At 72.0% G+C, this 13,926-nt stretch carries 14 protein-coding genes; 7 read left to right on the top strand and 7 right to left on the bottom strand.

Features of this window, described 5'->3' with window-relative positions; genetic code table 11:
- Together JOD52_RS04400 and JOD52_RS04395 are read left to right on the top strand one after the other, a co-directional pair.
- Positions 1-759 carry a DUF1003 domain-containing protein gene (locus JOD52_RS04400; protein WP_239551788.1) on the top strand — a complete coding sequence of 253 codons (759 nt, stop codon included), beginning with the start codon at positions 1-3 and terminating at the stop codon, positions 757-759.
- On the top strand, positions 756-1,904 hold the full coding sequence (locus JOD52_RS04395) for a P-loop NTPase (protein ID WP_204408891.1): 1,149 nt from the start codon (positions 756-758) through the stop codon (positions 1,902-1,904). Before JOD52_RS04400 ends, JOD52_RS04395 begins: the two co-directional genes overlap by 4 nt.
- 34 nt (positions 1,905-1,938) lie before the next feature.
- Here JOD52_RS04395 and JOD52_RS04390 read toward each other — a convergent pair whose 3' ends face one another.
- On the bottom strand, positions 1,939-2,358 hold the full coding sequence (locus JOD52_RS04390) for a twin-arginine translocase TatA/TatE family subunit (RefSeq protein WP_204408890.1): 420 nt from the start codon (positions 2,356-2,358) through the stop codon (positions 1,939-1,941).
- A gap of 164 nt (positions 2,359-2,522) precedes the next feature.
- Between JOD52_RS04390 and JOD52_RS04385 the strand changes: the two genes are divergently transcribed.
- Entirely contained in the window at positions 2,523-3,176 is a 654-nt protein-coding gene (locus JOD52_RS04385) for an O-methyltransferase (protein ID WP_031306944.1), read from the top strand.
- Positions 3,177-3,250: 74 nt separating this feature from the next.
- On the opposite strand, the gene JOD52_RS04380 is transcribed toward JOD52_RS04385, so the two are convergent.
- From JOD52_RS04380 to JOD52_RS04365, 4 genes are all read right to left on the bottom strand, one after another.
- The gene (locus JOD52_RS04380) at positions 3,251-3,421 is read right to left on the bottom strand and encodes a DUF3117 domain-containing protein (RefSeq protein WP_083871704.1); all 171 of its coding nucleotides are present in this window, start codon (positions 3,419-3,421) and stop codon (positions 3,251-3,253) included.
- 260 nt (positions 3,422-3,681) lie between these two features.
- Positions 3,682-4,416, bottom strand: coding sequence for an LOG family protein (locus JOD52_RS04375; protein ID WP_204408889.1), 735 nt, complete (start codon positions 4,414-4,416; stop codon positions 3,682-3,684).
- Positions 4,417-4,468: 52 nt separating this feature from the next.
- Positions 4,469-5,593 (bottom strand): succinyl-diaminopimelate desuccinylase, encoded by a 1,125-nt coding sequence (gene dapE, locus JOD52_RS04370; protein WP_204408888.1) that lies wholly within the window; start codon positions 5,591-5,593, stop codon positions 4,469-4,471.
- 53 nt (positions 5,594-5,646) lie between these two features.
- Entirely contained in the window at positions 5,647-7,434 is a 1,788-nt protein-coding gene (locus JOD52_RS04365; protein ID WP_204408887.1) for an FAD/NAD(P)-binding protein, read from the bottom strand.
- A 105-nt stretch (positions 7,435-7,539) separates the two neighbouring features.
- On the opposite strand from JOD52_RS04365, the gene JOD52_RS04360 reads away from it, so the two are divergent.
- Positions 7,540-8,016 carry a DUF3817 domain-containing protein gene (locus JOD52_RS04360; protein ID WP_204408886.1) on the top strand — a complete coding sequence of 159 codons (477 nt, stop codon included), beginning with the start codon at positions 7,540-7,542 and terminating at the stop codon, positions 8,014-8,016.
- Positions 8,013-8,960, top strand: coding sequence for a hypothetical protein (locus JOD52_RS04355; RefSeq protein WP_204408885.1), 948 nt, complete (start codon positions 8,013-8,015; stop codon positions 8,958-8,960). Before JOD52_RS04360 ends, JOD52_RS04355 begins: the two co-directional genes overlap by 4 nt.
- 56 nt (positions 8,961-9,016) lie before the next feature.
- Here the strand turns inward: JOD52_RS04355 and JOD52_RS04350 are convergent, their stop codons facing one another.
- A complete protein-coding gene (locus tag JOD52_RS04350; RefSeq protein WP_204408884.1) occupies positions 9,017-10,504 on the bottom strand; it encodes a DUF222 domain-containing protein in 1,488 nt (495 codons plus the stop codon).
- Positions 10,505-10,888: 384 nt separating this feature from the next.
- Here JOD52_RS04350 and dapD point away from each other — a divergent pair, with 384 nt between their 5' ends.
- Together dapD and JOD52_RS04340 are read left to right on the top strand one after the other, a co-directional pair.
- Positions 10,889-11,938, top strand: coding sequence for a 2,3,4,5-tetrahydropyridine-2,6-dicarboxylate N-succinyltransferase (gene dapD / locus JOD52_RS04345; RefSeq protein ID WP_239551786.1), 1,050 nt, complete (start codon positions 10,889-10,891; stop codon positions 11,936-11,938).
- Positions 11,939-12,050: 112 nt separating this feature from the next.
- Positions 12,051-12,971, top strand: coding sequence for a hypothetical protein (locus JOD52_RS04340; protein ID WP_239551785.1), 921 nt, complete (start codon positions 12,051-12,053; stop codon positions 12,969-12,971).
- Positions 12,972-13,001: 30 nt separating this feature from the next.
- Here JOD52_RS04340 and pflA read toward each other — a convergent pair whose 3' ends face one another.
- Complete coding sequence (pflA, locus tag JOD52_RS04335; protein ID WP_204408882.1) at positions 13,002-13,856, bottom strand: pyruvate formate-lyase-activating protein; 855 nt, start codon at positions 13,854-13,856, stop codon at positions 13,002-13,004.
- Positions 13,857-13,926 lie beyond the last annotated feature (70 nt).

Raw genomic sequence — 13,926 nt, 5'->3', positions numbered from 1 at the left:
ATGGCCGAGCACACCCCGCCCCCTCTCGACGATCCGGCGCCCCGGCGCGGCCCGCGGCTGCGGAACCCGCTGCGCGGGGATGCCTTCGGCCGCGGCGCGGAGGCCTTCGCGCGGATGATGGGCACGCCCGCCTTCCTGGTGGGCATGACGATCTTCTGCGCGGTGTGGCTGACCTGGAACTCGGTGATGCCGGAGTCGGCCCAGTTCGATCCGCGGGCGCTGAACTTCACGCTGCTCACGCTGATCCTGTCGCTGCAGGCCTCCTACGCCGCTCCCCTGCTGCTGCTGGCGCAGAACCGGCAGGACGACCGCGACCGCGTGCAGGCCGAGCAGGACCGCCAGTCCAACGAGCGCAATCACGCCACCACCGACTTCATCACCCGGGAGATCGCCTCGCTGCGCATCGCCCTGAACGACGTGGCCACCCGCGACTACGTGCGCGGTGAGCTGCGCGACCTGCTGGAGGAGCTGGAGTCAGCCCGCGAGCAGGATCCTCTGGACCAGCAGGACGCACAGGACCAACAGGACGCACAGGGCCAGAGCAACGAGCCACCGGCCGAGGGGTCCGTCGACCACCCAGACCGGGCGTCGGGCCGCCTGGACCGGCCGGGCTCCCGTGCGAGCGGCCCGGGCATCACCGAGGAGGACCTCGCCGTGCTGCGCGCCGTGCTGCGCGAGGAGGTCTCCGTGGCCCTCACCGCACGTGCCACGGCAGTCCCTGCCAACACGCCCACCCCCGAGGAGCCCGAGCACCCGTGACCACCCCGCACTCCCCCGCCGACGACCGCGTCCGGCAGATCCGTGAGGCTCTGGGCGAGGTGATGGACCCCGAGATCCACCAGCCCATCACGGACCTGGGGATGGTGGACGACATCTCCGTGGACGCCGAGGGCGTGGCCCGGGTGCAGGTGCTGGTGACCATCGAGGGCTGCCCCATGCGCGACCGCATCGAGCGGGAGACCGCCGAGGCCGCCGCGACCGTGCCGGGCCTGTCCCGCGTGGAGGTTGACTCCCGCGCCATGAGCGAGGAGCAGCGCCGCGAGCTCACAGCGCGGCTGCGCCAGGGCAGGCGACAGATCCCCTTCAACCAGGCCGGCTCCCTGACCCGCATCTTCGCGGTGTCCTCCGGCAAGGGCGGGGTGGGCAAGTCCACCGTGACCGCGAACCTGGCGGCCGCGATGGCCGCCCAGGGACTGCGGGTGGGCGTGATCGACGCGGACATCCACGGCTTCTCGATGCCCGGTATGTTCGGCATCACCGAGCAGCCCACCAAGGTCTCGGACCTGCTGATGCCCCCGCAGGCGCACGGCGTGGCGGTGATGAGCATCGGCATGTTCGTGCCGGAGGGCCAGGCGGTGGTGTGGCGCGGCCCGAAGATGCACCGCGCGATCGAGCAGTTCGCCTCGGACGTGTACTGGGGGGACCTGGACGTGCTGCTGCTGGACCTGCCCCCGGGCACCGGCGACGTGGCCATCTCGGTGGCGCAGCTGCTGCCGGGGGCGAAGATGCTGGTGGTGACCACGCCGCAGCAGTCCGCCGCCGCGGTCGCCGAGCGCGTGGGGTCCTTGGCCACCGCCACCGGGCAGGAGATCGCCGGGGTGGTGGAGAACATGGCGGGTCTGACCCTGCCGGACGGCTCGGTGATGGACGTGTTCGGCCGCGGGGGCGGCGACCGGGTGGCGGCGACGCTGGCCGGAGCCGTGAAGCATCCGGTGCCGGTCCTGGGGAGGGTGCCGCTGGAGCCGCCGCTGCGGGAGGGCGCCGATGCGGGCATCCCGCTGGTGGTCTCGGATCCGGAGTCCCCGGCTGCGAAGAGCCTGATCGAGATCGCGCGGGTACTGACCCATCAGCCGCGTGGACTGGGCGGGATGAAGCTGCCGCTCTCGGTGGCCGGCGGGCGCTGAGCCCCCACGGCCGGTCGGTCCGGACCTCTGCCGCTCAGGTGGCCTCGGGGTCGAAGGGGGCGCGCTTGGGGCCCTCGTCCTTCTTGGCCTTGCCGCTCGCGCTGCTGCCGCTCTTGGAGGTGCTGCGGGAGGCAGCCCCTGCTGCGGCGGCGCCACCGGCCACGGTGAGGGCCTCCTTGGAGGGCAGGATGTCCTCCATGTCGGTGTCGCCCCAGGCCTCGCGGATGATACGGCGCGGATCGTACTGGCGGGGGTCGTACTTGCGCAGGTCGTCGATGGCGATGCCCATCTCGTCCTCGACCGTGGCACGGGAGTCGTCCACCCAGCGGCGCACGTCCCGCACCCAGCGCACGATGTTGCGGGTGTACTCGGGCAGGCGCTGCGGGCCGATGATGATCAGGAAGATCAGCAGCAGGACGAGGGGCTCCCAACCGCTCAGACCCAGAAAGCTCACGCTGCCACCTGTCCCCGTCGGCCCGGTGCCGACATCGCTCGCTCACGCCCGTGCGGCGCGATACTGCCGGTTCATTATGGCAGAGACGACTGGGCCCCGGTGCGCGAGGGACGCCGCGCCTGACGTACGCTGATCTGATCCGTCCCCGACTGGAGGAGACACCGATGGCATCGGGAAAAGTGGCCGGCTGGGCCCACGCCGAGGAGTACGTCGACGAGACCGCGCTCTTCGCCGACGAGGGCGTGCTCGCGCGCGCCCGTGAACGGGGCCATGAGCTGGGCGCTCCTCCGGTGCTGCCGGGCGCCGGCGCGCTGATGCGGCTGCTGGCGGCCTCGGTGGATGCGAAGGCTGCGGTGGAGATCGGCACCGGCAGCGGGGTGGGCTCGCTGTACCTGCTGGCCGGCATGAACCCCGACGGTGTCCTGACCACGATCGACCCGGAGGTGGAGAACCAGCGGGCGGCCCGCGAGTCCTTCGCCGAGGCGCAGATCCGTTCCCCGCGGGTGCGCACCATCGCCGGGAACCCCCGCGATGTGATCGGCCGTCTCACCGACCACGCCTACGACCTGGTGAGCTTCCCCGCGCACGTCCCCCACGCCCTGGACCTGCTGGACCACGCCCGGCGCCTGCTGCGCCCGGGCGGCGTGCTGGTGATCCCCCATGCGCTCTACCACGACCGGGTGGCGGACCCGGCCGCCCGCGATGCCACCACCCAGGCGGTGCGGGCGGTGCTGCGCGCCGTCTCCGAGGCCGAGGACCTGGTGGCCGCGCTGACCGGCAGCGGCGACGGGGTGCTCGCGGCGGTCCTTCGCCCCTGACCTGCGCGGCCCGGGATGCACGACGGCCCCGCACCATGCTGGTGCAGGGCCGCGCGTGGTGAAGGTGTGGTGCCTCAGGCCTTGATGACGCCTTCGAGGGCGTCGCGCAGGGCTGCGGCCTCCGACGCGTCGATCTCGACGACCAGGCGGCCGCCCCCCTCGAGCGGGACGCGCATGATGATGCTGCGACCCTCCTCCACGACCTCGAGCGGACCGTCACCGGTACGCGGCTTCATAGCAGCCATGGTGTCCTCCTCTAGATGTCGCCGGCCCTCGCAGCCGGCGCACGTACACGCCTATTATCTCAGGTCCTGGGACCTGCTCCTGCGCGAACGGCGACCATGCCCTCGTCGACCCCTCTCCGGGGCCTGGGGGGAGGGGCGGATCGGGGTGCGTCGCGGCAGGGTGATGCCGTCCCCGAGCCTGCCCGTCGCCACCAGCACCGCCGCTACCGCTACCAGGGCGGCGACGGCGAGCAAGAGCAGCACCATGGGGCTGACGGCGGTCATCGGCCGGTGAACTCCCTCAGCACGGCGAGCGCTTCCTCGGGGGTGTCGACCACGCGCATCAGGTCCACGTCGGTGGGGGAGATCATGCGGCCGTCGGTCACGGCGGTGGAGAGCCAGTCGATCAGGCCCTTCCAGTAGGCGGTGCCCACCAGGATCACGGGGAACATGTCGATCTTGTGGGTCTGCATCAGGCACAGCGCCTCGAACAGCTCGTCGAAGGTGCCGAAGCCGCCGGGCATCACGATGAAGCCGCTGGAGTACTTCACGAACATGGTCTTGCGGGCGAAGAAGTACCGGAAGTCCACGCCGAGGTCCACGTACTGGTTCATCCCCTGCTCGTGGGGCAGCTCGATGCCGAGTCCCACCGAGACGCCTCCGGCCTCCTTGGCGCCGCGGTTGCCGGCCTCCATGATGCCGGGACCGCCGCCGGTGATCACCGCGTACCCCATCTCGACGATGCCGCGGGCGATCTCGCGGGCGCACTCGTAGTCGGGGTGGTCCTCACGCACCCGCGCGGAGCCGAAGATGGAGAAGGCCGGCCCCAGTTCGGCGAGCGCTCCGAAGCCCTCCACGAACTCGGAATGGATGCGCAGCACCCGCCAGGGGTCGGAGTGCACCCAGTCCGCGGCACCACCCTTCTCCAGCAGGCGCTGATCGGTGGTGGTGGTGGGCCGCTGGCTGCCGCGCAGGGTCACCGGCCCCTTGCGGTGCTCGTCTCGCTGAGAAGTCATGGTCGAAGCGTAACGGCCCGGGGTTCGACGCGCCGCGGCACCGGTCAGGCGGTCAGGCGGTCAGGAAGCGTCGCAAGGCCTCCAGCGCGCGGTGCAGGTCCTCGATCGGCACGTGCTCGTCGTCCGTGTGGGCCAGCAGCGGGTCGCCGGGGCCGAAGTTCACCGCGGGTACCCCGAGTGCGGCGAAGCGGGACACGTCGGTCCAGCCCTGCTTGGCGTCCACCCGCACGTCGTCGCCGAGGGCGGCGAGGAAGGCGCGGGCGGGGGCGGTGTCAAGGCCGGGCAGGGCGCCCTCGGCGGAGTCGAACACCTCGATCTCCACGTCGAGGCCCTCCAGCACCTGGCGCACGTGGGCCTCGGCCTGTGCGGCGGTGGTGTCGGGGGCGAAGCGGTAGTTGACGTCGATGCGGGCGTGATCGGGGATCACGTTGCCGGCGATGCCACCGGTGATCGCGACGGCGTTGAGGGCCTCGCGGTACTCCAGGCCGTCGATCACGGCGCGGCGGGCCTCGTATGCGGCCAGACGCTGCAGCACCGGGGCCAGGTGGTGGATGGCGTTGTCGCCCACCCAGTCGCGGGCGGAGTGGGCGGCCACGCCGCGGGCGGTGACGGCGAGCTTCATGGTGCCCTTGCAGCCGCCCTCCACCCCGGCGCTGGTGGGTTCGCCGAGGATCGCGAAGTCCCCGGCGAGGTACTCGGGGTGCTCGGCGGCGATGCGGGTGAGGGAGTTGTCGGCCGCGGCGACCTCCTCGTGGTCGTAGAAGATCCAGGTGAGGTCCATGGGCGCGGCGTTGGCCTCCACCGCGAGGCGCAGCAGCACGGCGACCCCGCCCTTCATGTCGCAGGTGCCGCGACCCGCCAGCTCCTCGCGGCCCTCGCGGGTGCGGCGCGCGGAGGGGAGGTTGCCGGCGACGGGAACGGTGTCGAGGTGCCCGGCGAGCACCACGCGCTGGTCCAGGCCCCGGTGGGTGCGGGCGATGACGGTGTCGCCATCGCGGATCACCTCGAGGTGCGGGGCGTGGCTGCGCAGGGCCTGCTCGACGGCGCCGGCGAGAGCGCGCTCGTTGCCGGAGACGGACTCGATGTCGACGATCGCCGCGGTCAGCTCGACGATGTCGGCACGGGGGTCGAGCAGGGGGGCGGGGGTGTGAGCGGGGGTGGCGGGATCAGCAGGCATGGCCCCATCGTGCCAGGGAATACCGGCTCGGGCCGAGCCGGGAGGGGCGCGGTTCAGGTCGTCGGCAGCGCTCCACCGGCGCGGGCCAGCCGCAGGGCCACCGCCTCGGCGTGGCGCAGCAGCTGGGCGCCGGTGCCGGGTTCGGCGGTGATGGCCGAGCCGGGCTGGGCGGTGCTCACCGGTACGCCGATCAGCAGGCGTCGCTCGTACACGGTCCCGTCGGCCCCGATGGGGGCGTACAGGCCCTCCACGGCGATGGAGCCGGTGAGCATGCGGCGCCTCGAGCCGCGGGAGGCCCAGGAGTCCTTCTGCACCTCGCCGCGCTCCCGCCACGCGCCCAGCAGGGAGCTTCGGTAGGCAGGCAGGTCCACGGGCGGCAGGTGCGCCTCCAGCACCGCGTCGCACAGGGTCACGGGGCCTCCCCCGGCGCGCACGGTGAAGCGGCCGGCGGTCTCGTCGATGTCGATGCGCATGCCGGGGCCGGTGAAGCGCACCAGATCGGCCTCCTCGAGGGCCAGCAGCTGGCGCACCCGCTGATCGGGCGGCCCGGAGGCCCAGGAGGCGAAGGCGTTGCGCAGGTGACCGTCGATGTCGGCCCGCACCGACTCGGTGGTGTACGCGCCCAGGTCCTGGAGCCGGTTGACCTGGATGCGCAGGGCGATCAGCACCCGGTACACGGTCACCCACACCGGGTCGGGCTCGGTGGCGGCGCGCAGCGCCTGACGCAGCACCTCGACGGTGCGCTGGTGGGCGTGGTCCACGGGACCTCCGCGGCGCCCGAAGGGGAACAGCAGGTGCTGGAGGTGCTCGTCGTCGGCCAGGTGGGTGGCGCCCATGTCCTGCAGTGCGCGGCGCAGTTCGGCGAGCATCAGGGGCATCACGTCGCGCTCGTGGTCCACGCCGGCCGGCCGCACGGCCAGTTCGAGCACCCGCTCGCTGGTGAGCACCTGCGGGGTGTAGGGCCGGGGCATGTAGGGGCTGAGGTCGGGCTTGGGGCGGTACACCATCCCGGAGCGGGAGCCCACCACCAGCAGCGGCTCCCGGCCCCCTGGCACGTAGCGCAGGCCCGACGGCGGGGCGTCCGACCCTGTGACCTCCTCGAAGCGCCCGCCGGCGACGTGGGTGAGCATGCCGATGGCGTCGTAGAAGTTCAGTCCCATGCCCTGGACGGCCACGGCCTCGCGGCCCAGCAGGGAGCTGTAGTCCACGTCCAGGGGGTTGGCGGGACCCACGTGCAGCAGGTCGTGGCGGCGGGCGGCCTCGGCGTACTGCAGGGAGCGCGGGCCGGGGGCGGTGGCGAGGTGCCCGAGCGCCAGGGCCACGGCGTCGGCGGTGAGCACCCGTCCGTCGTCGAGCCGCACCCGCTGAGGCCCGTCGGCGGGGCCCGTGACGTCGACCGCCTCGGCGCGGTGACGGACGATCCGCAGGCGGGCCGGGTCGGCGTCGGCCTCGGCCCTCTCGAGCACGCGGGCGAGGTAGCGGCCGTGGGCGGCGCGGGAGGCGAAGTCGGCCGGGCCCAGGCCCTCGGCGGCGAGATGGTCGGCGAGGGTCTCCTGCCGAGGGGCGGGCAGGACACCGTGGCAGGAGTCGTCGGGGTACATCGTGGTCTGGCAGGTGGTGGTGTTCATCAGCAGCACCTCGGACTGGTCGTGCCGCCACACGGAGCCGCCCTGGCCCACGTGCGGGTCGATCAGGTGCACGACGAGGGGACCTGCGCCCTGCCAGCGCGGATCGTTCGAGGCTGCCACCAGGCGTTCGACGACGGCCGTCCCGCGAGGTCCGGCGCCGATCACGGCCACGGTGCGGGCGTGGTCGTGGGCGGGGTGATGCGCAGGGCTCATCCGTTCAGTATCTCGCCTCCCCGGATCCGGGCGTTCAGGGTCGGGGCGGTTCTGGGTGCTCGCGGGGGCGGGCCAGGGTGCGCGGTGACGTGAGGGTCTGGGATCATGTCCCGCATGTGGAACCCTCCCCGCCTGTACCGTGTCGTCGCCATCGCCGAGGTGATCACCTGGACGATGCTGATCGCCGGGATGATCATGAAGTACGGGCTGCGCCTGGGTGAGACGGGCGATCTGGCCGTGCGCATCGGCGGCGGGATCCACGGTTTCGTGTTCCTGGCGTACTGCGTGACGACGGTGCTGATCGGGGTGGATCAGCGCTGGGGCCTGGGCCGGATCCTGCTGGGACTGGGCAGCGCGGTAGTGCCGTACCTGACGGTGCCGTTCGAGCGCTGGGCGGAACGCAAGGGCCTGCTGGGTGAGCAGTGGCGCCTGCGGCACGAGGACGGTCGCGGCTTGATCGAGAAGCTGGCCGCCTTCGCGGTGCGTCGGCCTATCCCCGCGGCGCTGATCGCCCTGGTGGCGGTGTCGGTGATGTTCTTCCTGCTGCTGCAGGCCGGGCCGCCGTGGGAGTGGTTCTCGTGAACCGCGGTCGGCATCAGCAGCGGCATCAGCAGCATCCTGCCCTGGAGGGCCTTGCCCGTTTCTCGCCGCGACAGGCGGCGCGGGTGCGGGAGCTGGTGCGGGCGGATCTGCTGCCCGAGGAGCGTGCCCTGGCCGATGCGACGGTGCTGACGGCATGGCTCTCGCCGGCGCAGCGGGCCCGGTATGCGCCATCGTTGCGGGCCGTGGATGATCCCGATGAGTTCGTGGAGCGGCTGGCCGATGAGCGCCGCGTGGTGCTCGAGGAAGGCGCTGACCCCGTGCCCGGTGAGGTGGAGGAGGCCGCTGCAGCCGAGCGGGCCGCCCGGCAGACCCCACTGCGCGTGCTGGAGGCGGTGCTGCTGGCGGGGGCACTGGCCAGCTTCGTCGCGATCGTGCTGCTGCTCGAGGCCTCTGACCTGCGGAACCTGGATGCCACCCCGGCATGGGTGCCGGAGCTCGCCGTGGGGCTCGTCTGCTGCCTGGTGGGTGCTGCCGTCATCGGTGCTGTCGCTACCCGGCGCCGGGACAGCGCGATGCTCTCCTGGGCGGTGTCCCGGCCGGGGCAGCTGGGCCGCGGGATCCCCCTTCGTCGCAGTCTGCAGGCCCAGTCGGTGGGCCCTGCCGTGCTGGGCTCGCTGGGCCCGGCGGCGCTGATCGGCGTGGGGGTGCTGACCATGGTGGCCGGTGCAGCGCTCGCATTGATCTCGTTGATGCTGCGCGGTGACCAGGACCTCACCGTGCCCGGCATCATCGCCTTCGTGGCAGGGGTGATCGCGTTCGGTGTGGGCGTGCTGCTGTTCTACCGGCGATCCCGACAGCTGGAGACGATCATCCGTCGCACCCAGTCCCTGCAGTGGTTCGGCCCGCTGCTGGAGGACGGCTTCACCGAGGATGAGCCGACCGATCCCGTCGACGATCCGGGCTCCCCGCCGCGCGCCGGTTGACGGAGCGCCACTCCCCCCCGTTCCACTCCTGTCCTCCGTCAGAACGGCAGCGCAGATCAGAACGGCGGCGGTGCGGTGCGGCGCAGGTAGTCCTCGTGGTCGAGCTGGTCGGGTTCGTCGAAGGCGCCGTTGCGCATGAGTGCCTTGATCTCTTGTTCCCAGTGGTGCTGTTCCCAGGCGTCCAGCAGTGCCGAGGCCAGGGTGGGCGTGGCGAGATCACGGTTCGCGGGGATGCTCGCGGTGGCGCGAGGTCGATGGCTGCCGGGGCTTCGAGAACGACTATCTCGTTCGGTGCCGATGTTCCAGCGGGTGGTGCCGTCGGGTCCGCGTACCGGGTCGATCATCCCGCGGGTCTTCAATCGGTGGTGGGTGAAGCACAGCAGGTGGAGGTTGCTCACGCAGGTCGGGCCGCCGGAGGCGGGGTCGGTGTGGTCGTACTCCTGGATGTGGTCGGCCTCGGCGCGGCTGGTGCTGGCGCGGGTGCACCCGGGGACCGCGCATACCGGGTTCTCCATGCGCAGGTGCTCGAGCATCGCGGTGGGTGGCCGATAGCTGCTGGCCGCGGCGGGGATGAAGGTGCCGGTGACCGGGTCGGTGAGCACCCGGTACCAGAACGGCTCGCGTGCGGCGATCATGCGGGCCATCGAGGCGGGGACAGGGACGGTGCCGTCCACCACCCCGGGAGCGTCGGAGAACCCCATCAGGGTCATCACCGGCACGGTCACGTTCAGGCGGAAGCGCTCGGTGGGAACCTCGATGCCGCCGGTCTCCAGTACGGAGCCGGTGAGGATCGCGTAGCGCAGGGCAGCCAGGGTGAGGGGCGAGCCGCTCAGGGCAGCGGCGCCGTCGGGGTCGAAGGGAATCGGGGCACCGTCGGCAAGGGCGCGGCGCTGCTGGTCCTGCACCGCGCGGGCACTCTCATCGAGCCGACGTGCCAAGGAGAGGATCTCGGGCACCGGGCCGGTGATCCGCAGGGTCGCGGTGCCGTCATCCACCGGGGAGCCCTCGAGGGCGACGTCGCGCAGGTCCTCCGGGCGTGGCGCGTTCTGCCCGGCCTGGTGGAGCCAGGCGATCAGCAGCCGCAGCTCACGACGGAAGCGCTGGACGGGGATCGAGGCGAGGTCCCACGCCGCCACGCGAGTATCGAGCTCGAAACGCTGCGCCGGGGTCAGTTCCCGCACCGAGCGGAGGATCCGCTGATGCCACTCCACCGGCAGGTCCCCGGCCTCCAGGCGCGCGAACAGGCGCGGTAGCTCGTCGACGGCCAGATGGGCGTCGCGCAGCAGGGTCCCGGCCCGCACTGTGGTGGTGCGCAGGGCGACCGCGACCACGAGGTCTGCTTCCTCACGGTCATCCGGGGCGGACTCACCGTCCTCGGGTGCCACCCATAGTGGTGCGAGTTCACGCAGCAGGCGGGCGTGCTCAGCGGACTGGTGACGCTGGAGCGCGAGCAAACGCACGGCCGCATCACCCTGCGGGGTGTCGGCGTCGACTCCAGCCCGTTCGGCGACGGTCTCCTCCGTGAGCGGGGTACGCGCCCGCACCGTGGACCTGGGAGGCGATGGGGGCGGGCCGCCGATGGTGACAGGAGCGCGGCGGGGCACGCGACGAGGCTCCTCGACAAGCCCGCCCGGACCGAAGCTGTATGACGGCATCTCTCCCACCTCCTTCCCTGCACTCACGGATCATCGTTGCCTTCATCGCTGCTGACCTGGTCTTTCCATCTGCACACCACTGTATGAGCGGGGTATGACAAACGAAGCCCGGCGGCCGATCTGGGGATGGAACAGCTCCGGGGAGGAACCTCGCGTTTCCCCACGGCCAGTCCGCACCGTCGCGCTTCCGCGTGTGCATCCTCGGTAGGCCCCGGTGGTGCGTCGCAGCGGCCCCGTCGGCCGACCGTCAGGCCCCGCCCGTAGAATCGCGGCATGACCACGCCTGAGACCGCAGCAACCAGCACGAACGACGCCGACACCACCGCGGAGACCGCTCCCGCCCACGCCGCCCCGTCCCATGCCTGGGGGATCGGCCTGGCCACCCTCGCGGCCGACGGAACCACGCTGGATACCTGGTACCCCTCCCCCCAGCTGGGCGAGGCCCCCCACGATCCGGAGTCCCATCCGCTGCATGCGCAGCTCTCCGCCGCGGCTCATGCCGACGAGGTGCGCGGCACCCGCCGCAAGGTCGTGGTGCGCGCGATCGAACTGGCCGCCGCGCCGGCCGACACCGCCGACGCCTACCTGCGCCTGCACCTGCTCTCCCATCGCGTGATCGAGCCCAACGTGCAGAACCTCGACGGCGTTTTCGGGGTGCTCACCAACGTGGTGTGGACCTCCGAGGGCCCCTGTGCGGTGGCCGGCTTCGAGGAGACCCGCCTGCGGCTGATCGCCGCCGGCCGCACCCCCACCGTGTACTCGGTGGACAAGTTCCCCCGCATGGTGGACTACGTGGTCCCCACCGGCGTGCGCATCGGCGATGCGGACCGCGTGCGCCTGGGCGCCCACCTGGCCGACGGCACCACCGTGATGCACGAGGGCTTCGTGAACTTCAACGCTGGCACGCTGGGCACCTCCATGATCGAGGGCCGCATCTCCCAGGGTGTCGTGGTGGAGGACGGCTCCGACGTGGGCGGCGGTGCCTCCACCATGGGCACCCTGTCCGGCGGCGGCACCCAGCGGGTGCGCATCGGCAAGCGCTCCCTGGTGGGCGCGGAGGCCGGTGTGGGCATCGCGCTCGGCGACGACTGTGTGATCGAGGCCGGCCTGTACGTCACCGCCGGAACCAAGGTGGTGCTGGTGGGCGAGAAGGGCTCGGCACAAGGCGGCGACACCGCCGACGAGCCCCACGTGGTCAAGGCGCGCGAGCTCTCCGGGGTGCCGAACCTCCTGTTCCGCCGCAACTCCCTGACCGGTGCGGTGGAGGCCGTGGCCCGCGAGGGGCAGACGGTCGAGCTCAACTCCGCCCTGCACGCGAACTGACGTGGCGGGCAGGGCCCGACGGCAGGGCGGTTCGGGCCGCCGCCGCTCCGGTCGACGCGGCAGCACCGGTCGCGGTCGCAGTGCGGTCAGGCACCTCGTGCTGCCGCTGGTGATGGTGCTTCTCTTCGCCGGTATCGCGGGCGGCTCGTACCTGGCCCTGCAGAGGTACGGGTCACCGCTGAACGAGGGCACCTGCACCGCGCGGGGCCTGGGCACCAGCCACCGCTACACGGTGGATCGGGTTGCCAATGCCGCCCTGATCAGCGCCGTCGCCGTGGACCGGGGACTGCCGCCGCGTGCGGCCTCGATCGCCCTGGCCACCGCCTACCAGGAGTCGCAGCTGCTAAACATCGACTACGGGGACCGGGACTCGGTGGGTCTGTTCCAGCAGCGGCCCTCGCAGGGCTGGGGCACCGTGGAGCAGATCATGGACCCGGTGTACTCCAGCAACGCGTTCTACGACGTGCTGGTGACGATCGACGGCTACGCGTCTGCGGACATCAACGACGTGGCGCAGCAGGTGCAGCGCAGCGGGTTCCCCGAGGCGTACCGCGACCACGAGACGGAGGGCCGGCTGTACGCCTCGGCCCTGACCGGGCAGAGCGGGGCGAACCTGGTGTGCACCCTGGCACCGGCCAGTGGAACCTTCTCGCCCGAGGGGGTGCGCTCCGAGCTGGCGCGGCAGTTCCCGCGGCTCACCGAGGCAGGTCGCGTCACCTCCAGCCTGGAGAGTGCCGCCTCCGTGGCGCCTGCCGTGCCTGAGGGGGCGGGGGCGACAGCACTGGCGATCGACGTGGGCGGTGACGAGGCCCTGGGCTGGGCCATCGCGAACTGGGCCGTGGCCCGCGCGGCGGAGGACGGTGTGGTGCAGGTCAGCTACGCCGGAGGCGTGTGGGACCGCTCCGCGCATGGCGAGGACGCCGACACCTGGAGCACTGTGGGCCCCGGCACCGGCCCCGGTGCCGGAGACGACTCCACTGCTGGCGACGCCGGGGATCCCGACCGGGTCGTGGTGCTGGTCAGCGCGGGCTGACGCGGAGCACAGCTGGCTGGGGCCGGGCCCTCAGTACGTGAGGAAGCCGCGGGAGCGGAACTGCTCGCGCACCCGCTCCACCGTCTCCTTCGAGGGCGGTTGGGCATCGCGCAGCTTGTACTCCAGGCCCAGCGCGTCCCACTTGTCCTGCCCCATGTTGTGGAAGGGCAGCACCTCCACCCGCTCCACCACGTGCTTCCACGGGGCGATGTTCTCGGCGATCGCCTCGACGTTCTCCTCGGAGTCGGTCCAGCCGGGGACCACCACGAAGCGGATCCAGATCTTCGTGCCGCGAGCGGCCAGGCGGTTGCCGAAGTCCAGGGTGGGCTGCAGGGGGCGGCCGGTGAGCGCCTTGTACGACTCCTCGGTGCCGCTCTTGACGTCCAGCAGCACCAGGTCCACGTTGTCCAGGAAGCTGTCGTCGGCGACGGCCCCGAGGTAGCCGGAGGTGTCGATCGCGGTGTGCACGCCCATGGCCTTCGCCGCCGCGAGCACGTTGCGGGCGAAGGCGGGCTGCATCAGCACCTCCCCGCCGGACAGGGTGATCCCTCCACCGGAGGAGGCGAACACGCGCCGGTAGCGCTTGATGCGGCGCACCAGCTCGTCGAGCTGGACGTCCTGTCCGCGGCGCATCTCCATCGTGTCGGGGTTGTGGCAGTACACGCAGCGCAGTGGGCAGCCGGAGAAGAAGACGGTCAACCGGGTGCCGGGCCCGTCGACCGCGGTCACCAGCTCCCAGGAGTGGATGGAGGCCAGCTTGCCCTCACGGATCGCGGCCAGCCGCTGGGAGCGCTCCAGCTCCACCTCGGCCATGCCTTCGATACCCGCGCCTGTGCGCCGGTTCTCGATCGGGGTGCCCAGTCGCAGGTCGATGCTCTCGCCCATCAGGCCCGTCCCTTCTCCTCCGGTCGAACGCGTCGTCCGCCGGTCAGTGCTCGTCGTGCAGTCCAGTGCG

Source organism: Brachybacterium muris, assembly GCF_016907455.1.
In the GTDB taxonomy this organism is placed as follows: domain Bacteria; phylum Actinomycetota; class Actinomycetes; order Actinomycetales; family Dermabacteraceae; genus Brachybacterium; species Brachybacterium muris.
This window is presented reverse-complemented; position numbering and strand designations above follow the sequence as displayed.